This is a genomic window from Phaeodactylibacter sp., assembly GCF_040219495.1.
Lineage (GTDB): Bacteria > Bacteroidota > Bacteroidia > Chitinophagales > Saprospiraceae > Phaeodactylibacter.
Genome location: NZ_JAVJSK010000026.1, coordinates 41,699 through 61,376, shown reverse-complemented (window position 1 = coordinate 61,376; position 19,678 = coordinate 41,699). Strand labels below are relative to the sequence as shown.

16 protein-coding genes are annotated in these 19,678 nt (G+C 52.7%); 4 read left to right on the top strand and 12 right to left on the bottom strand.

Translation table 11 applies throughout. From position 1 onward, the window contains the following. On the top strand, positions 1 to 1,484 hold a 1,484-nt coding region (locus RIC19_RS04415), incomplete at its 5' end, for a fibronectin type III domain-containing protein (protein WP_350177081.1). A gap of 58 nt (positions 1,485 to 1,542) precedes the next feature. Here the strand turns inward: RIC19_RS04415 and RIC19_RS04410 are convergent. Together RIC19_RS04410 and RIC19_RS04405 are read right to left on the bottom strand one after the other, a co-directional pair. Next, positions 1,543 to 2,370: an alpha/beta hydrolase gene (locus RIC19_RS04410; protein ID WP_350177080.1), complete on the bottom strand. Its 828-nt coding sequence runs from the start codon at positions 2,368 to 2,370 to the stop codon at positions 1,543 to 1,545. A 48-nt stretch (positions 2,371 to 2,418) separates the two neighbouring features. Further along, a complete protein-coding gene (locus RIC19_RS04405; protein WP_350177079.1) occupies positions 2,419 to 2,811 on the bottom strand; it encodes a hypothetical protein in 393 nt (130 codons plus the stop codon). A gap of 65 nt (positions 2,812 to 2,876) precedes the next feature. On the opposite strand from RIC19_RS04405, the gene RIC19_RS04400 reads away from it, so the two are divergent. Beyond that, entirely contained in the window at positions 2,877 to 3,320 is a 444-nt protein-coding gene (locus RIC19_RS04400) for a hemerythrin domain-containing protein (protein ID WP_350177078.1), read from the top strand. A 43-nt stretch (positions 3,321 to 3,363) separates the two neighbouring features. Here RIC19_RS04400 and RIC19_RS04395 read toward each other — a convergent pair whose 3' ends face one another. Both RIC19_RS04395 and RIC19_RS04390 read right to left on the bottom strand, forming a co-directional pair. Beyond that, positions 3,364 to 3,867 (bottom strand): DUF6702 family protein, encoded by a 504-nt coding sequence (locus RIC19_RS04395; RefSeq protein ID WP_350177077.1) that lies wholly within the window; start codon positions 3,865 to 3,867, stop codon positions 3,364 to 3,366. A 168-nt stretch (positions 3,868 to 4,035) separates the two neighbouring features. After that, a complete protein-coding gene (locus RIC19_RS04390; RefSeq protein ID WP_350177076.1) occupies positions 4,036 to 5,226 on the bottom strand; it encodes a glycosyltransferase family 2 protein in 1,191 nt (396 codons plus the stop codon). Between the two features lie 268 nt (positions 5,227 to 5,494). Between RIC19_RS04390 and RIC19_RS04385 the strand changes: the two genes are divergently transcribed. Both RIC19_RS04385 and RIC19_RS04380 read left to right on the top strand, forming a co-directional pair. Beyond that, positions 5,495 to 6,814, top strand: coding sequence for a glycoside hydrolase family 2 TIM barrel-domain containing protein (locus RIC19_RS04385; protein WP_350177075.1), 1,320 nt, complete (start codon positions 5,495 to 5,497; stop codon positions 6,812 to 6,814). 5 nt (positions 6,815 to 6,819) lie between these two features. Then, a complete protein-coding gene (locus RIC19_RS04380; protein ID WP_350177074.1) occupies positions 6,820 to 8,886 on the top strand; it encodes a glycosyltransferase family 2 protein in 2,067 nt (688 codons plus the stop codon). A 381-nt stretch (positions 8,887 to 9,267) separates the two neighbouring features. Here the strand turns inward: RIC19_RS04380 and RIC19_RS04375 are convergent, their stop codons facing one another. From RIC19_RS04375 to RIC19_RS04340, 8 genes are all read right to left on the bottom strand, one after another. Next, positions 9,268 to 9,882 (bottom strand): acyltransferase, encoded by a 615-nt coding sequence (locus tag RIC19_RS04375; RefSeq protein ID WP_350177073.1) that lies wholly within the window; start codon positions 9,880 to 9,882, stop codon positions 9,268 to 9,270. Positions 9,883 to 10,137: 255 nt separating this feature from the next. Continuing rightward, positions 10,138 to 11,331: a glycosyltransferase gene (locus RIC19_RS04370; RefSeq protein ID WP_350177072.1), complete on the bottom strand. Its 1,194-nt coding sequence runs from the start codon at positions 11,329 to 11,331 to the stop codon at positions 10,138 to 10,140. Further along, the gene (locus RIC19_RS04365; RefSeq protein ID WP_350177071.1) at positions 11,328 to 12,482 is read right to left on the bottom strand and encodes a glycosyltransferase family 4 protein; all 1,155 of its coding nucleotides are present in this window, start codon (positions 12,480 to 12,482) and stop codon (positions 11,328 to 11,330) included. Before RIC19_RS04365 ends, RIC19_RS04370 begins: the two co-directional genes overlap by 4 nt. Further along, complete coding sequence (locus RIC19_RS04360) at positions 12,479 to 13,699, bottom strand: glycosyltransferase family 2 protein (RefSeq protein ID WP_350177070.1); 1,221 nt, start codon at positions 13,697 to 13,699, stop codon at positions 12,479 to 12,481. The genes RIC19_RS04365 and RIC19_RS04360 overlap by 4 nt, the downstream gene beginning before the upstream one ends. Before the next feature lie 10 nt (positions 13,700 to 13,709). Further along, complete coding sequence (locus RIC19_RS04355; protein ID WP_350177069.1) at positions 13,710 to 14,606, bottom strand: glycosyltransferase family 2 protein; 897 nt, start codon at positions 14,604 to 14,606, stop codon at positions 13,710 to 13,712. A 15-nt stretch (positions 14,607 to 14,621) separates the two neighbouring features. Further along, positions 14,622 to 16,097 carry an O-antigen ligase family protein gene (locus RIC19_RS04350; RefSeq protein ID WP_350177068.1) on the bottom strand — a complete coding sequence of 492 codons (1,476 nt, stop codon included), beginning with the start codon at positions 16,095 to 16,097 and terminating at the stop codon, positions 14,622 to 14,624. Next, on the bottom strand, positions 16,094 to 17,446 hold the full coding sequence (locus RIC19_RS04345) for an oligosaccharide flippase family protein (protein ID WP_350177067.1): 1,353 nt from the start codon (positions 17,444 to 17,446) through the stop codon (positions 16,094 to 16,096). Before RIC19_RS04345 ends, RIC19_RS04350 begins: the two co-directional genes overlap by 4 nt. Beyond that, positions 17,443 to 19,674, bottom strand: a complete 2,232-nt coding sequence (locus tag RIC19_RS04340; protein WP_350177066.1) for a GumC family protein — start codon at positions 19,672 to 19,674, stop codon at positions 17,443 to 17,445. The genes RIC19_RS04345 and RIC19_RS04340 overlap by 4 nt, the downstream gene beginning before the upstream one ends. Positions 19,675 to 19,678: the final 4 nt, after the last annotated feature.

Below are 19,678 nucleotides of genomic sequence, written 5' to 3'. Positions count from 1 at the left end.
GTGATGCAGATGACCAATGCCCCGGATTTGATGACAGCCTCATCGGCACCTCTTGTAATGACGGGGACGACTGCACCATCAATGATGTCTATACTTCGGATTGCGACTGCGCGGGAACTTTCCAGGACAGCGATAATGATGGCGTTTGCGATGCAGACGACCAATGCCCTGGCCTGAACGATGCGCTCATCGGCACTTCTTGTGACGATGGAGACGCCTGTACAGAAAATGACCTCTACGGAGCGGACTGCGGTTGTGCAGGCACCTTAATTGATGCCAACAACAATAATATCTGCGACCTGGATGAGACAGACGAATGTACAGCGCCGACTAACCTGCAGGCCAGCAATATTTCAGCGGGCAGTGCTGCCCTGAGCTGGTCTGCTTCCTCCGCTGCAAATGAATACGAGCTGCAGTACCTCGTGGAAGACGCACCATTTAACAGCATCATTACCCTGTCGGTGCCCGGCAATGGCTATACCCTCACCGGACTGGCCTCAAATACCACGTATCTGTGGCGGGTGCGTGCGGTTTGCAATGGTGAGAGCTCTCCTTATTCCGGGATTGGGAACTTTACCACCACTGATGGTGCCTGCCCGGACAGCGATAATGATGGCGTTTGTGATGCAGATGACCAATGCCCCGGATTTGATGACAGCCTCATCGGTACCTCTTGTAATGACGGGGACGACTGCACCATCAATGATGTCTATACTTCGGATTGCGACTGCGCAGGAACTTTCCAGGACAGCGATAATGATGGCGTTTGCGATGCAGATGACCAATGCCCTGGCCTGAACGATGCGCTCATCGGCACCTCTTGTGACGATGGAGACGCCTGTACAGAAAATGACCTCTACGGAGCGGACTGCGGTTGTGCCGGCACCTTAATTGATGCCAACAACAACAATATCTGCGACCTGGACGAAGGCTGCGCAGAGCCCGTGAATCTAAACGCTTTTGCCAACTCCAGTACGAGTGCAACCTTCGAATGGAGCCCTATTCCCAATGCGGATGCCTACCGTTTACAGTACCGTCCTATTGGTTTTGGACCGGTTTCCATCGATATACCTTCCAGCACGTACACGGATAACAACCTACCGTCCGGTAGTACCGTTCAGTGGCGGGTAAGAGCTCTCTGTAGTTCTGAAAACTCTGCCTTTGTGAATGGGCCTTCCGTGACATTAGGCAGTAGCTTGCCTATGGGGGCACCCACCGTGACAACCAAGGCGGATGAGCTCAAACTGACGCTCTTCCCTAACCCTGCACGGGATCAGGTCACCCTTACGGTAAATCATCTGAAGGTGGCTTCCACAGTGGTCGTACGCAACATGATGGGACAGACTTTGGGTTCTTACCTCATGGGTGAGGACGGGCAACTGACCCTTAGCACAGCTGAATGGGGCAATAACCAGATTTTGCTGGTTACCATCTATCCTGAAGGCCAGGAGCCGGTTAGTCAGCGGCTGGTGATCAGCCGATAAGAATTATGATTTGCACATTTGTTTGAAAATGCACTCGCTCTTTCTGGGCGAGTGCTTTTTATTTTCCGGAAGGCGCAGCGGCCAGGCGTGCGTACCGGTCCTCATCGTGGAGGATCTCGTAAAGGGCTTCGTGGTATTCCGGATAGTCTGGAAGGTTGTTGTGCCCGCCCCCTTCAATTGCGATCAGCTCACTATTGGGGGCCGACTCGTGCAGCATTTTTCCTTGCCGGAAAGGAATAAGCCGGTCGCTTGTGCCGTGTATAATGAAGATCGGGCAAGATACCTTCCTAATGAAAAAGTCAGTCCGTATCTGATAACGCAGCAACCACCGCAGGGGCAGCCAAAAGCCGTATTGCCGGACCTGGTACAAAAAGGAATAGTAAGGAGAGTCAAGGATGAGCAGGTGGGGGGTGTTCCAGGAAGCAATCCGGGCGGCTATCCCACTGCCCAGAGACCTGCCGTAAAGCACGATCTGTTCTTCCGGGTAGCGCGAGCTGAGCCATTTGTAAACGGTTTGTGCATCGTTGTACAGCGTAGCTTCCGTCCGCTTACCGGCACTCTTGCCGAAGCCCCGGTAGTCGATCATGAAGAAATCATAGCCTTTTCCAAGAAAGTCTTTGGCAAATTTCCCCCAGCCCTTCAGGCTGCGGGAGTTGCCCTTGAGGTAAAACACCACGCCCTTGGCATTGGGCACCCGGAAGTGCAAACCGTTGATGTAGCCACCGTCCTCCATCTCGAAGTGGACCTCATCAAACGGGAAAGGGTACTCGTATTGGAAATTCCGGGGCAGTATCTCGGGGCGGAAAAAGAAAAAGTCCTGTAGGGTGTAAAATAGGATGCAGAGCAAAAGATAAATCACCAACGCATAGACCAGGTAAGAGAGCATATTAGAGTTGGTTTACGGGAGTTAGGAGTTTAAACATAGGCGTCAAGTCTACTGAACAGCGAATCGAAGAGCCGGGGCCCCTCTACCCGTATAACCTTGTCCCGGGCACCGTGAAAAATCCACATCGTGGTATATGGAGCATGAAGGGGCGCCAGGAGCGGATGCCCGCCAAACGCAGATAGGGAAGGCTGTCGAAAAGGCTTGAGGCTCATAGGCCAACTGGGCGGCGTTGTCATCGCCCCGCTTTCCCGAGCCGTGCAAAAAGAGCAGTAAAGGATAGGTCTGGCCACTGTCTTCGTACCCTTGCGGGAAAAGGATACGGTAGGGGAGGGAGTTGCCTTTTGCATTGACAAAATACCGGGCCTCGTAGGGCGTTCCGTCCTGGCCAAAGGCGGGCAGTACGGCCGTAAAGAGCAACAGGAAAAGAGGGTAGGGCTTCATATCAGGGAGTTGGTCCAAAAATCAGGTTCTTTCACGAAAGGTAAGAAAATTTGTATTTTCCCCACATGGACCGCAAACCGCTTAAACGCCATCCTGTATTGATCCCTTTGTCCCGGCAGCACCACAAAGGGCTGTTGCTGGCTCAGTTATTAAAAAGTGATGCGCCTGATTATAAAGGCATGCCTGTTGATATACCTGGTAAGGTGGCTTTCGCCAAAAAGGAATACGGGGACCGCCTCCGGCACCATTTTGAATGGGAAGCCGGGGTGCTTATCCCGGCCACACAGGCGTACCACGAACAACTGCAGGCTATGGCAGATCAGGTGCAGTCGGAGCATCAGCAAATTGCGGAGCAGGTCGGCCTGCTTTCCTCTTCTTCTTCCACCGAAGATTTGGACCGGCTCGGCCGCCTCATCGAACAGCACATCCGCTTCGAAGAGCGGGTATGGTTTACCGCCATACAGAAGATGGTCCCTGAGACCGTGCTGTCGCAGTTGCCCCCACTATAACGTAAGGAGGAATGAGCGGTTGGAAACCGGAAGTTCCGGGGTGCTACATCCCCTTCGTCTCATCGCCCACCTGAAAAAACAGCATGCCCGGCTCCTGACCGGGCAAGACGAGGCTCGCCAGGTTTTTCTGATCACGGTAGGTATCGAAGAGGACACGGTAAGTTAGCTCCAGAGAAGCCACCTCAGAGAGGTTTCCGACCTCCAGGTAGCACCAAACCGCCGAAAGGTCATCGGATATTTCTTTTCCCCAGTACTTGAACGCACGTTCTTCGCCATTTACGACGAGCCGGAAATGGTCGCGCAGGTAAGCCTCAAGGTGCTTCTCCGCATCAGCGGCCTCCTTTGGCGTGCAGAGGAATAAATGGTCGTGCCCGCGCTGTTGCAGGGCCCGCTCCAGGTCATCCAGAAAAATATGCATGCTCATCTGCAAAGACTGCCCCTCCGGGTCGTACTCCATCAGGCATTTGCTGACGTGGAAGTCATGGGCATCCGTCGCACTGACGCCTGGACAAAGTAGCAACAAAAGGGAAAGAAAAGCTGTATTCATCGGTTCGCGTATTTTCAGGGCACGTTGCGCTAAGCGTTTGTTGGGATTTTGCTTTTAGAGCAAACGAAATTTGGCAAGAGCAGCCCGAAGTGTAAAATCCCAACAAGCTTTAATACAATAGCGTACAGCCGCCCCTCTTCAGATACGCTTACCAGCCCGAAAAGTTGATCAGGAACCGCGTACGGCTCTTTCCCAATTCACACTCTGCTGCCCTTTGAGGTAGCGGCGCAGGCCGAGAAAGACCGAGAGGTTCATGATGAAAAAGTAATAGGGCACGAACAGTACTTTTACCTTCAGCTTGCGGTTCTCCAGGAACCAGCCCAGTAAAGCTGCGGCGTAAAACAACACCTGCCCCCAGAACAGCAAACTGTACAGCTCAAAGGAAAACAGCCCTTCCTGCAGTGCAAGCATCAGGTTGACCGGGATGAGCAGCAGGAGCAGTAAAGGGGTTAGGGTCCATCTCAAAACCCGGTGCGAAATATACTGGAACGACAAGCGGCCGTATTTGAAAATATTGAGCAAGGGCCACAAGCGTACCACCGACTGAATGCCACCCGCCGAGATGCGGACTTTGCGCTTGAGCTCCTCTTTTACATTGGCTGAGGCGGTCTCAATAGCGTAGGCATTTGGGTTGTACTGAATGGTGTATCCCTTCATGGCGACGCGGAGGGAAATGATGAAGTCGTCCAGCAGCGTGTCTTTCTCCACCTCCTGCCAGAGCTCCGTGCGTATCGCAAAAAGCTCACCTGCTGCCCCAACAACGGAGTACAGCTCGGCGTCCCACTTTTTAAGGGTCGACTCGTACTTCCAGTACAACCCCTCACCCGCACCCGCAGCGGCATCTGCTCCTTTTTCGTGGATACGCTTCTCACCGGAAACACAGCCTACCTCCGGGTTGCGGAACAGGCGCACAATTTCCTGAATAGAGTCCTTGCCCAGGTCCGTATTTGCATCTGAGAAAATGACAATAGGCGATTTGACAAACTGCATGCCCCGGTTCATCGCTGCAATTTTACCATTTCGGGCAGGGTCATGGTACACCTCCACCCGGTCATATTGCCGCAGCAGGTCAGGAGTGCCATCGTCCGAACCATCCGTCACCCAAATGTGGCGGACCTTGTCTTGCGGGTAATTCAGTGACTTGGAATTCCGGACTTTGGCAGCCACATAATCTTTCTCGTTATAGGCGGCCACAAACAGGGTGACTTCCGGCTGGTAGTCAGTATTGCCTTCGTAGGGCCGGTGCAGCCCAAGCAGGCGCCTGATTTTTATGATTACGTAAAGGAGTATACCGTAACCAACGTAGGTGTAAAAAACGATAAACAGGAATAACCAGAATAGAATTTCTAGGAGTGTCATGGCATATTTGTTGGGTTTGAAACCAGATCGCTGTGCTTTTCCAAATTGAGGCATGATTAGGCAATGCCCATATCTTCAGGTTGGAAAAGCACTCCCAAAATAAGAAATTCTGTAATGTATTTATTGAATCGGAGTAATACTTTATAGTAATTGATTATGGTCAGCTGGTTTTGTACCTTTGATTGGCTGTTGTTGAAGAAAAGCTGAGCCGAAAGGCTGGGCATTCGCCTGCAAGATTACTTAACCGTTTACTAAACAAATACGCACATTGAAACCCTGCATCGTTCCTTGCTTACTGCTTGTGTTGCTGCTTGCCGTTGGGGCTTGTGAAGTACAAGTCACGGAGCCCCCTCAGGGAAGGTCAACCGGACAAAAGGTTCACATCGAAAAGATAGCCGGGCACTTCACTTTATCCAGAAACGGGCAACCCTTTTCTATCCATGGTGCGTCAGGCGACCCCCGGTACATCCGGGAGCTGGCCAGAGCAGGCGGCAACTGCCTCAGGGTGTACGATACGCTCAACCTGGCGCAAGTCCTGGACACAGCCCATTATTACGGCATTGCTATTATTGCTGACCTCCCCCTGCCTAAAAGCCAGCACCTGAGCTTCTACCGGGATCAGGCGAAAGTCAAAGGCCAGATGAATGCCTATCGTTCTTTCGTGGACCGGCACAAAGACCACCCCGCCCTGCTGATGTGGATGCTTGGCAATGAGCTGGACTTTCCGTACAAACCCAACTATACCCCTTTCTATCGTGCGTATAATGACCTTCTGGCCATGATCAAACAGGTGGACGGGCAGCATCCTGTTGCCACGGCGCTCACCAACTTTCAGCGCCGGACCATCACCAACATCCGGCTCAAAATACCAGACCTGGACGTCTTGGGCATCAATACTTTCGGGTTGTTAAAGGACCTGGAACAAGACATGGCTGACTTTGCCTGGATGTGGAAGGGCCCCTACTTCGTTAGTGAATGGAGCATCAATGGATACTGGGAGGTGCCAAAGACAGCCTGGGGCGCTTCAATTGAAGATGCAGGATGGAAAAAGAAAGAGGAGTTGCTCAGCCGGTTTCATCAGGAAATGCCTGTAAAGGACCCCCGGTTTCTTGGGAGTTGTCTCTTCTATTGGGGGCAAAAGCAGGAGCTCACGGCAACGTGGTTCAATACCTTTACAGCGGGCGGGCAACCTACGCCGCTTTACGAGGCTTATGCGCTATTGAACAAAGATACCTTGCCTTATCTCCCCGCGCCTCAGGTGGCGTACATGTTGGTAGATGGGGCCGGAGCAGCGGGCCATATTATGCTCAACCCCGGTCAGGCTTATACCGCAAACATCGTCTTTGGGATTGCCCCGGATACTAACGTAAGGGCAGATTGGTCCCTGCGCAGCGAAGACTGGTACAATTTAGAGCTGGATACCCTTGTGCCGGTAGTTAGTTATGACCACTTGCTCAATGCTCTGGATACCATGAGTATACAGTTTTCCGCACCAGCCCGTGAGGGGCCTTATCGCCTTTTTGCCACACTGTCCTATCCCGGCAGTATTGCCACTACCTTGAATACGCCCATCTACGTTATTGAATAATCATTATGGTCACACCTCCTACCCAGACTCAGCTCTACATTATGCGTGGCCTTATCCTGATAGGGACGGGCGCGCTTGTTTTTTTCTGGTACGAACTGCTTCGTCCCGTGCATATTGGCTATCCACCACTCTACTGGACCTTATTATTTGCCCTGGGCCTGCTTTCCGGCAAGGTGATCCTTGAGTGGTTTTATTATTTCAGTATCAGTATCCCTGAAACGCCTAAAGAGGCCCCACAATACACCGTAGACGTACTCACCACGTTTATGGCAGGAGAGCCCTACGAAATGATTGAGGAAACACTCGCCGCGATTAAAAACATCCGCTACCCGCACGAGACCTATCTGTGTGATGAAGCCAACGACCCGCGCCTGAAAGCTTATTGCGAAAAGCTGGGGATTCACCACGTAACCAGGGAGCGTAAGGTAGATGCTAAAGCGGGTAACATCAACAACGCCCTACGCCAGGCTACCGGTGAGATTTGCCTGATCCTTGATCCGGACCACGTCCCCCATCCTGATTTTCTAGACCACATCGTCCCCCACTTTGCCGATGAGCGTATTGGCTTTGTCCAAACAGTACAGGCCTACGAAAATATCCACGAGTCGCTCATTGCCAAAGGAGCTGCACAACAGACTTTTCAGTTCTATGGCCCCATGATGATGACCATGAATAGCTTTGGGACGGTACAGGCTATCGGAGCCAATTGCACCTTTCGCCGTAAGGCAATCGATTCCATCGGAGGGCATGCAGCCGGACTGGCGGAGGACATGCATACTTCTATGCAACTTCATGCCAAAGGGTGGAAATCGGTATACGTACCCAATGTCCTGGCCCGGGGGTTAGTACCTTCCACCCTGTCCGCCTACTACAAGCAACAGTTGAAATGGTCGCGAGGTGTTTTTGAGTTGTTTTTCACTACCTATCCGAAAATCTTTAGCAAGCTGTCCTGGCCTCAAAGGATGTACTACGGCGTGCTGCCCGGATTTTATTTCCTGAGCGTAGCCTACCTGCTCAATATCCTGATCCCTGTCATCGCACTCTTTACCGGGTATATGCCCATGCGTATGGATCTGGTAGAGTTTGTACTGATTGGATTGCCCCTTTTTATTTCCGGCCTGTCTATCCGTCAGTACGCCCAAAACTGGGTGATGGAAGAACGGGAGCGCGGACTGCATACTGCAGGGGGGCTACTGCTGATTGGGACCTGGTGGATTCACCTGATGGGCTTTGTTTTTGCCATCTTACGGCGCAAGGTACCCTATGACCCCACACCCAAAGATAATCAGGAGGCCAACAACTGGCCGTTGAATATCCCAAACCTGGCCGTTATCGGGATATCGCTTGCCGCAGTGATTTATGGATTAAACGCCCACCTGAATATCTATTACGCTATGATGAGCAGCTTGGCCTTGCTCAACGTGGCTATTCTGAGCTTCACCGTTTTGGCCAGCCGGCAGCGCAGCTGGAGGCGGATAATCGATAGCCGCCGGTGGCTTAGGCTGCTTGACCACCGGATAAGGCAGGTCCGCCGGGCAATCTGGCTGATGAACCACCGGATGTTTGCACTCATCCGGAAAACGGCTTTCCTACTCGTTGCCGTAGTTTCTATTGGAGCAATCTGGCTGCTGCAGGACTGGCCGACTTACCGGTTTCAGCTTGTCAAAGAGCAGACTATACAGAAATGGATCCGGGAACAGCACGCGCAGCACCCTGCAATCCGTAAAGGCCTGCCCCTGAATTTGGCCATCAAACATTCAGATCAATTGGACATCTTGCGCCCGGCACAAGTACTTTTTCCGGGAGATTTTGCTGTTTTCTCTGCGGTTGAGCCGAAAGGTAACCGTTGGGTGCTTACCGACCCCGCTGATTATGACCAGATGAGGTGGTTTTTGCTCCGGCTCGGAGATACACCGGAGGCCTATCGTTTTGCGAAGATGGGCACCGGTGCCTGGGCTAATATCGAAGTGCCTAAAGGAGTAGATGATTTCCGGGTCGTCCTATTGGCGGAACGAACCGGGGAGGAGCCGGTTGTCGTGGCCGTACCGTTACGGACTCCATTCCCGGACTAAGAGCATGTTGGGACTTTAGTAATCGGTCTGTCCCGGTGCACCGGGACACTTTTTTGCTTACACTTCGTCCCGAAAATCCTTCCCGCAAATTGCGGGACAGGCTATCTAGCTAAGGCTAAACTCCGGTTTTCGTACCTCGTCTAACCAAAAAAATGTTAGTTTTCGACTAGGAGACAAAAGTCCCAACAAGCTCTTAATCCCATTCTTGAATGTCTCGCACCTCGATCAGAACGAAATTTGGTTGCGTTCGCTCCAAAAACAAAACCCCAACACGCTCTAAGGGATCGCGCAAAAAGTCTAATAAGTTACTCAGAATAGCCGAAGTTGTTGTGGCGCAATCCCTAAAGGCTATTTTGACTGGCCGTGCGCCCTTAGCTTTGCTTATACGCGCTCCCACTGCTTACGCTCGTGGTTATATCGTTTGATCACCCGGGCGGGGTTGCCTACTGCAACTGAGAAGGGGGGGATATCCTTGGTAACCACACTGCCAGCGCCCACTTGTACACGCTTGCCGATTGTGATGCCCGCAACAACCACCGAGTTGGCCCCAATGTGCGCTTCCTCCTCAATAATGACCGGTTTGATATCCAGTGGTTGCCCACTCGAGTTCTTCGCCCCGTCAGCATAACCATGGTTAAATCCGGAAATGAAGACGTGCTGCCCCAGCCCTGAGCCATTGCCCATCGTGACCGGTCCGATCACCACGCTCCCGATCCCAATGCGTACCCGGTTGCCCATAAGTACATCACCGGACCCGTTGTTGATAGTCGTGAAGTCCTCGATGGTTGTCAGCTCTCCGATCTCAAAGCGGTTCCATGGAAAAACATCAATGCGGGAACGCCGCCGGATGGTAGCCCCTTTGCCCCGTTTATGGAAAAAGCGGTTCAGAATATGGCGCACCCACCAACGCGGGCGTGGATTGCGATTGGGGGTGATCAGCCAAAGTACAAACACTTTGGTTTTGGGGTTGGATTTGATTTTGGAGATAAAGCTCATAACAGTTTAGTTTGCAGTAGGGTTAAAAGATTCCATAACTTACGGTTGGTCCATACTCAGCAAATATTAGACTTGATGCGTCGGGGGTTAGTACAGGGTTAAAATAGCGCTGCCTCTTCCCATCCCAGTTCTACCGGGATGCCTTTTTTTAGTCCATTAGCTCAGGCTAAGCTCCTGAAATCCTGTTAATTACCGGGACACGTGGTTGAAAATAGCTCGTTTTTCCCATTGCACTGACCCGACGCATCAAGTTTACTATGTTTTTTGCTGGTACAGCTGGTTGAGCAATTGGTCAAACTCCTTTGCCTTAGCAGGCCAGCTGTTGCACTGAGCAAAGGCAGTTCTTGCCTGTATCCGTTCGGGGCTATCGGTGGCAACGGCTTCCCTCAATGCCCGGGCGAAAGCCTCTGCACCATCTGTTTGCCATGCATAGCCCTCAAATTCGGGTAAATGGGCAAAAGCAGTCATCACCACGGGGACGCCCACCGCCAGGTATTCATTGATCTTCAAAGGGTAAATACTCCGGTTGATGTCGTTGGCCAGGTAAGGGATGATCCCGACTTCACAATCTGCCATCAGAGCGGGCACTTCGTCCGGGCGTACCGGCGGCCGGAATGTGGTGTTCGGATAAACGTCGAGCCGGTCACGCACCGTTTCATTGCGCAGGCTGCCGACAAATTCAAATTCGTATTCCGACAGGTTTTTAATGGCGTGCTCTACGGTGTCAATATCAAAACGGTGGTCCATGCTTCCGAGGTAGCCTACTTTGGGGCGGTCACCGTGCTGCCGTAAGGCTTGTTTAGCATAGGGCCGGAACAGCTCGTAGTCCACTCCGTTCTTGACCGTATACGTTTCCGGGTTCCGGGGCAGCTTCTCCTGCCGGATAAAATCGGAGCTGGTGATAATGGCATCAACGGCTTCGGAGAACCAGCGGTCGCGGGCGAAGATGCGCTGCCCGTGACGGCGTGTACCAATGCCATCGTAGCAGTAGTAGACGTTCAGTTGCTCGTCCAGTTTACCGATCAGAGGGAGCCCGTAAAAAGGGTTATAGGCGGTCACGACAATCGCATTTTCAAACCCCAACTGCCGCATAGCCCGGCGTACGGTGCGGCGGTATTGCCGGGCATTCCACTGAAAGAAGACTTCAAAAACAGCATTCAGGGGAATGAAATCTACAGGCAGCACCGGAGGTACAACGAGATGGTGGACTATGGTGCCGTAGGCCGTCTTGATCTGCTGCATCCTTGGCTCCATGCCCAGCATGCGCCTGACCGGTGCCTGCTGACGCCCCAGCCAAGTTGTTACTACGTCCTTTATCGTGAAGGGATACTCTACAAACAGGACTTCCCGCTCTTGCGCCAGGAGGGACATCAGCTGTACAGTCGACTTGGTGTAGGCGCCGTGCCAGGTGGTGTTGGAGATACAGACAATCGGGGGCTGCTTTTTCATACAACATCGGTTTTCTGGTGAATACCCTGGTACAATTTGAGTACCTGCTCTGCCATAGCCCGCCAGGAAAATTGTGCAGCCCGCTTCGGGCCGCGTTCACTGAACGATTGGTAAAGCGCCTCATCACCAAGCAGTTGCTCGATCGCTGCCGTAATCTCAGCAGGCTGAAAAGGATTGACCAGCAGGGCGTCCCCACCGGCAATTTCAGGCATGGAAGAGGTGTTGGAAGTAATCACGGGTACCCCACAGGCCATGCCTTCCAGAATCGGGATACCAAAACTTTCCCGTAAAGAAGGGTAGAGGAAGAGCTTCGCCTGACTGATGATAGCGGGCAGCTCGGCATTGGGTACATAGCCCGTCAAGTGAATGTATGCCCGTAGCCCGGGATGGCCGATGTCATTGAGGATCTGCTGTAGCTTCGCTTCTTCATAATCCAGCATGACGAGGTGGTAGGGCTCTGCCTGCTTGCCGTTAAAGTCGCCAAAAGCCTTAAGGACGCCCGGGGTATTCTTCTTAGGTGCGGTGTTGCCCAGGAAGAACAGGAAACGTTCCGGCAATTGGTAGCCCTCTCTGGCCTTTCGCAGCGCATCCGGATCAGTCACCTTTTTGAAGTGTGGGCTGACGCCGTTGTACACCGTCGTTAGTTTACCCGGCTCAAGCCCGAAGAAGTCATTAATACGGTCTTTTTCAAAATTGGATACCGTGATGACGCATTGGCTACGCCGCAGTACCGGGGGCACCACCCAGCGCCGGTACAAATTGCCTAGTCGCTGGTACCAGGTGCTGCCGCTTTGGAAAAGGCTCAGCTGCTCCATATAAATGATATCATGCAGGGTGATCATCAAGGGCATCTGGCAGCGCAGTGGCGCCGTATTACTGGTACAATGCAGCAGGTCGCACCCTTCGGCCCGGGCTGCCCGGGGCAGGGCCCATTGTTCCCAAACCGGATACCCGCCCGGTACTGAAAGCTCCACAATTCTAAAATTGGGCGCTTCGGGTATGCAGGTGTTATCTTCATCCGGCTTTACAAAGATGACATACTCATTCTCCTGATCGATCACCTGCAGGTTTTTGATGAGCTCCAGGGCCACCATATCCATGCCGTGTTTTTTGGGGCGGAACAGCCGCTGCCCCTCTATGCCGATTCTCATGCGTTTGGGGTTTTATCTTCGATGGTACCATGTTGTGTGTGGATGAATTTCTTGTTCGCTCCTTTCAGTTTGAATAGCGAAAGGAACATCAGCACAAAGGCACGCGGAAGGGTAAATAAAGCTTTGAGGGTATCCAGGTTGTAGAATTTGCGGGGCACAGCCAGGACCATGCCCAGATAGGTGAGCAGAAGTGGCCAGCGCCATTCCCGGAAGGAAAGGGCAAGCCAGGAGGCTTCTGGGAACAGCCAGTAGAGGAGGAAATAACCGATGCCCAACAGGGTCACAATACCCAGCAGCAGCACCCGGGGTGGGGCAATCATCTGATACACCTTGTCGGCAAAGTCGATATTGCCGCGCAGCAGGCCAGCCAGCCCGGACCAGGCATAACGCTGAAAGTAAGTGAACTGAGCCGAGAGCCACCGCCGCCGCTGATTGGCAAATACTTCCGGTTTTTGCACCTTTTCATCCAGCACGATGGCATCAGGCAGGTACTCGATGGTTTGCCGGTCGCGCAGGAGTTTGAGCTCCAGCTCTTTGTCAAACCCTCCAACCGCCTTGACATTCGCCATGGTTTCCTTGAAAAACTTATAGTCGAAAGCCATGCCGGAGCCAATGAGGGCGGAAGACAAGCCCAGCACCCGGTGCCCTTTTCGGAAAATCTGATTGTTGACTTCCTCGCTGATGGCATCGAGTATAGCAAAAGGCGTATTCAGGTTTTTGGCTGCCCGGTGCCCCTGCACGATCCAGTAGCCCCGGTCAAAGGCGTCGTTGACCTTCGTCAGGAAGCTGCGCTCCATGAGGTTGTCGGCATCCAGCACCAGCGCAATATCGTAATCGTCTCCAATTGTGGCCATCGCCCGGTTGAGGGCTTTGGACTTGGTACTTTTCTCGAAGGAAACTTCCACGAGTCGGATGGGCAGCTCGCGCAGTGCGGCCAGCGTTTCGGGCTGAAAGGAGTCCGCAATGACCACCACATCGTATTGCTCAGCGGGGTAGTCCTGCTGCAGGGCATCTTTAGCTACATCCACAATGACGGCATCTTCTTTGTAGCCGGGGATGAGCACCGCAACTTTTCGTCCGGTAGATTGGCCTGCACGCTCAGGCCGGTAGGGGAACAGGCTGGCCAGCGCAAACAGGAAAATATAAAAAGCAGCAAATCCAAGATAAATCAGGAGGATCCATTCCAATGCTGCAGTAAAGTACAGTAAGTATTCCATGGTTTTGTGTTTAGTTGGCCAAAGCCGGGTGGTTGAGGTTCCAGGTGATGCCCCGCCAGTAGGCAGAGAGGTGTTGCCACTGCCGCTTTAGCAAAAAAGTCAGGGTGTTCTTAGGGATAGAGATCAGGCCGAGGTACAAGATACTGAACAGCAGGTGCAGGCGGCTGAAATTGCGCCGGGCGTAAAGCACCCGGTTGCGGGTCAGGTAGTAGGTCTTGAGCGGGCTGTTCTTACCGGTGGAAATTGATTCCTTGTGCAAAATGTAGGAAGCCGGTTGGTAATACGCCTGATAGCCGGCCCGGCGGATCATCGCGGCCCAGTCATGCTCCTCGTAGTAGAGGAAGTAGCCTTCGGGCATCTTACCGATCTCTTCTACAATGCGCCGCGGCACCATCATAGCAGCTCCATGTATAGACTCCGTGGGGCCAGCAGTATCATAGTCCGGCCCATCCGGCTGCCGGTAGCCAATGCTGTTGTTGCGGATCGTCCAGGGGTTCATCGGTGTGTAGCCTGCGTACTGAATGAGGCTGGGGTCCCAGTGGAACTTAATCTTGGGGCTGATGATCCCAATTTCCGGGTGCTGCTGTAAGGTCTCCACGAGGGGCTCCAGAATGCCCGGGGGCACTTCGGTATCGTTGTTGATGAAAAACAGGAAGTCGCCCTTTGATGCATTAATGCCCAGGTTGTTACCGCCGGCAAAGCCCAGGTTTTCCGGGCTTTTGATCAGGTTGATCTCCGGGTAGGCTTCCTTGATGCGGTCGGGGTGGTCATTGGGCGAGGCGTTGTCGACTACAATGACCTCCACGGTCGGATAGGTGAGGCCCCGGAGGGTTTCCAGCAACGCCAACGTCACATCAGATTCGTTGTAGTTGATGGTGATTATTGAAACAAGTGGTTGTGCATACATGTCTCGTTGGGGTTTTTATGGTTCTGCTGTTGCTGTAGCTTTTTCTGCCTGGGCTTCCTTGTCCATTCTGGTGGAAAGAAACATGAAAGCCATGCTGGTATAGAGCATGGGGCCGGTAGGGAACTGCCCCAGTACACCGTTGCCGTAGGAAGCGACCATGATGCCAAACATACCGCAGGCCATAGCCGTAGTAGTCCCGCGTATCCAGTCGTCCCTGATTTTGAACATTGCCAGATAGCAGGCCTTGCCCAGGATATAAAACAAGACGCCAAGGTGTAACAAAAGCCCCACAATGCCAAGCTCTGCCCAGATCATCACATACCAGCTGTCGGTAGGGGTATTGGCCAGGAAGGTATTGGGGCTAAACCGGCGGCCCCAGTTGCCCGAGGAGCCGATGCCCCCTCCTAAGGGCCGGGAAGCCAGATAACCTTTGAGCTTCCGTTGGTTTTCCAGTCGTACCTGCAGGGATTTGTCCTCCGGGTCGAAGGCGGTGCGCATACGCCTGATCTGATCGATATTATTGCCAATCGTCGTATACTTGAAGAAGCCAATGAAGGCAATCCCCATAATAGCGCCGATGACCATTACATAGATATTCTTTTTGAGCACAAAGTACAGGGCGCCCCCCATGATTGGTACAGCAATAGCTCCGCGGGTACCGGAGATGAACATGCCATAAATGCCGCCCAGGGCAACCACGATGTAGAAGACCCGGAGCCAGAAGTTCCGGTTTTGCGCCAGCGCCAGTATCCCGAACACGACTCCTGCATGAGCCTGAGCGCCCCCAAACTGCCCGGCATCGGAGTAGAAAGAGAAGACTCGCAGTTTGCCAAACAAAATATGCGTCTCTGCTGCCCCTTTATCCAGCCAGGCTTGCTCGAAAGGGTCCGGGCCAAGGACGAGTTGCTGTGCTCCTTTCAGAGTACCCAAAAAAGACATGATCCCCCAAATGATGAAGAAGCCATGCATGTGCTGCCGTTTATCAAAAATGATTAGGATGAGTGGGATGATCAGCAGCATGTAAAGCCCCAGCCCCCGCATGGCATAAAACCAGGCCGCCCGGCTTGCCGCTTCCGGGTTGACAATTTGGAACAGCAGGTAGCCATACCAGATAAAGGCGACCAGGGTGATGTCACTTTTCGCTTTCTCCCAGGGCACATCCTGATGAAAGGTTTTGAAGAACAGCGAGCCGTACATGAGGAATAGCACCCCGTCGATCGTCAGCCCCCATTGGGCCGGCACATACCGGCTGGCCCCCAGAATGACAAAGGCCTGGAAGAAAAGAGTGTAGAACCCGATTTGGGGGTAAAGCATAACCGCAAGGACAAACGAGATCACAATGGGCAGGGCAATGCCCAGAATGCCAATCGATAATCCTTTAGTGGCGATACCATAGGCCATGACCAGTTGTACCCCCAACATGATTAGTATGGGTATGGGCTTCTGTAGCCAGCTGGCGCCACTCGCTTTTTTGTAGACCTCGCTGCTCATACGGCTAAAAAGCTTTTGAGGTTCTTAAAAAAGGCGAGCCCTTCGGTCCAGATGTACCTGGATTGCACCTGCAACTCCCGCTTCAACTCCCGCATGCCGATGGCGATACCTATCATTGTGAATACAATGGTCCCGATAGCGACCACCTCCAGTGACTGGAATACAAAAACCCCAATGAGGTCAATCACGACGTTGGCGATTGTCATCACCACTACCTTTTGCAGGTTCACTTTAGGGCGGTTGATGCTATCCAGGGCTACTCCGGAAAAGCGGTCGATGGGCAACAGTAGCGTATAAAGCGTAAAAATCCGGAAAATCAAAGTGACCTGTGGCAGACTGTCTGCGTAATTGCTGCCGCCCAGGAAAAGGATTAAAGGCTCAGCCAGAATGAAACAGAGCACAGCCACCGGTATAAAAAGCAGGGTCACTGCACCGGTATACCCATAGAATATCTTGCGCACACCAGCCATATCTTCCTCATGATACCGTTTGGCCATCCGGGGGTAAGCCGTCATGGTAAAGCTGCGTAGCGGGATACCCAGCAGGTCGGTCAGCTTGAGCGGGATTGCGTAAAGGGCTACTGCAGTGGAGCCCATAACCGGGCTTAAACCTATAATAAAGGTGTCCGCACTTTTAAGAAGGCTGGAGCCTACCAATGTCCCCATGGAGTATTTACCAAAATCGATGAGTTCCTTTTGGATAGGCCGGGTGGCTTTCCCCAGGTAGGCCATTCCATCCCATTTGGCGAAAGCCGTCCAAAGGCTGGACAGCAGGTTGCAGGCGAGGTGGGCGTAGAGGATTTCCATCAAACCCCACTTGAAATACAAACCATTGGCAGCCAGGAAAAGGACAAAACTGCCCGTTGCCGCCAGGCGTACGTACATCATACGGCGGAACTGCTGTTCAGCCTGAAAGAGGGAGGTGGCGTTGTTCCAGTTCATATTGAACAGGGCAAGAATGGGGTACCACTGCAGGAACAATAGATAGCCCCGGCTGATGCCTGTACCCGCCTGCTGTGCCCAGAAGGCGAGCGGCCAGCAAACCAAGGCCACGGCACCTAAGAGCCAGAGGTTAATCCGGAAGCTTGTGCCCATGATTGCCCACTGCTGTTCTGCCATCGCCCCGGATAAAAGGCGTACTGACGATGTTTTAGTCAGCCCAAACCGCAACAGATCAATAAAGGAAGCGAGGGCTACATAAAGCACCCAGTCCCCAAAAGCAGCTTTGTCCAACTGCCGGGCCAGTAACATGAAGCTTACCAGTCCGGCCGCCGCAACAGACACATTACTGAGCAGAGAAGACATGTTCTTCTCAAAAAGCACCTTTTTTATGATGGAAACGAGCCTCATAGTTTTCGTTTTGAGAAGAACCGAAGCCGGAGTGTATTCTTAATAAACCGCCGCACCCAGGTCCGACGGCGGGGCAGATCGCCCAGCACAGATTCCATCTCCAGCAATTCGACACCATTGAGAATGATGCTAGGCTCTGGCTCCGGCGCAATTTCCCGAAACACCTTCATCGCATTCTTGTCAGCTTCGCTCCAGGGGCGGTTGGCGCGTACGACCAGGTAAACGTGGTCTGCTTCGTGAAAGAGCTTGACCGGGAAGGCCTTTGATATGATTGGTGGGGCCTCCACGAAGATGAAATCGTAGGTGCTCAGTTGTTCGGGGCTGAGGCCGGGGTTGAGCTCGGAAAGCCGTTCTTTAGCATACAGCTTACTGTCTGAGGGGAACTCCAGATGGTCGTAGGCCCCTTCCTCCATGGAGTATTCTTTGTTTTCGGGGGTGAGGAACAGGGTGCGGTAGCCCATTCCTGCCAGCTTGTTGAGCAAGCGGTGCCCGATGAAAGTCTTACCGTCATTTTTCTGGGTAGAGATGAAAAAGTTGACGGAAGGGCCCTCGGGGTTGGCTTCCTTTTCCCGGTCAGCGAAAGCCACATTGAGCAGGATAGCATCCGTAGCCCGGTCCTTGAGGTAGTCCACGTCGATGCGGCGGCTCCGGCGCACCAGCTTTGGATAGATGGCTGTGACCGGCAGGCCGATTTTCTTTTCTGCCCGGCGGGCATCCTTGATGTTGGTATCCAGGAACTCTAAAAGCAGGATCGTAAAAGCCGTAAGCGCAAAGCCCATGACCCCGGCTGCTGCAATCAGGATTTTCCGTTTACTGGGTTTGGGTATGAGCGGATAGTAGGCCGGCTCAGCAATCGTATAGTTAGACTTCATCTCGATGCTCTGCTGCTTAAGCTTAGCCAGCCCCAGGCTGTGAAGGATGCTGAGGTATTCCCGTTCGGCTACGTCGATTTTGCGCTCCAACCGCTTCATTTCGGCACCGAGTGGGGAAAAAGTGGCATACAGCTTTTCGAAATCCTTCCGCTTTTCTTCATACACTTTGAGCTGGGCTTCCTTGCGCTCTACTTCCATAACGGTATTGAGCCAATTGTCGAGGATGGAAGTGGAAGGCAGCCCGTTTTGGTCAATATCGGCCCGGTAGAGGGTATCAATGACAGTACCTAGCTTTCGTTTCAGAGCATCTGCTCTCAATTGCAGCTGATAAATACTTTGAGCATTAGATTCCCGTTTCAGGGAGTCTTCAGGAGGCGTGATTTCCAGCATAGCAATCTGGAAATTCGCCTCGGCAAGTTCGTCCCGGGTATCCAGGATAGCCTGACTGGTTAACCGTTGTTTTTGGCGGAGCTCCATACGGCTTTCCAGATTTTTGAGAATAGCTTTGGCACCGTGGTAGTTGGTGAGGACATTTTGGTATTCCAGCTCTGTGTGTTCCCGCTGAGAGGCGATGTGCTTCGTCTGCTCGTAATAGTTGATGATATTGTGGGTCTTGTTAAAGACTTGCATATTTCCTTCTGCGATCCGCAGTTCCTCCGCCGCGTGCTGTAGCTGGGCCTGAAAGTACCTGACGACCTCATCAGAGTTATTGACTTTGATCTCGGTATTAAAGACGGTAAATACCTCTACAAGGATGCGCAGGGTATTCTGGCAGATACCGGGGTCTTCGGTTTCGTAGCCGAGCTCAATGAAGTCGCTGTTGGAGAGCCGTTTGACCCATATTTTAGCCCCGATTTTTTCATAGCTGTAATCGGGGTGCCGGAGGTTGATGAGCTCGTGCAGGAAGTTTTCGGTGCTCTGGTTCATGTAGTCCCGAAAGCGTTGCAAATTCCCGGCATAATCGCCTGGCTTGGCCAGTGCTTTTACCTCCTCCGGCACAATCCTCATCAGGGCGTGGTATTTCTCCCGCCCAATAATCATAGGGTCAGGCTCTGTGAGGGTCATATGCTGTGCGAATAGCCGGAGCCCCACTTCGGACAGGGTGCGTTTAGACTCTACAATATTGATGAGGTTGTCAAAAGCGGTATTGGCAGCCCGGTAATCGAAGCGCTGATTGTCCAGCTCAATAGAAGCCCCGGAGGCAATACCTGTATAAATCTTGACCGTAGAGTAATAGGATTTGGCCTCATCCTTAGTTAAGTAAAAGACAAGGCCTGCCAGTAGCACCGGTACAATGATCAACAGGTGCAGGTGTCTTAAAAAAAGCCGTACGAAAAATAGCAGGTTAAATTTCAAGGCT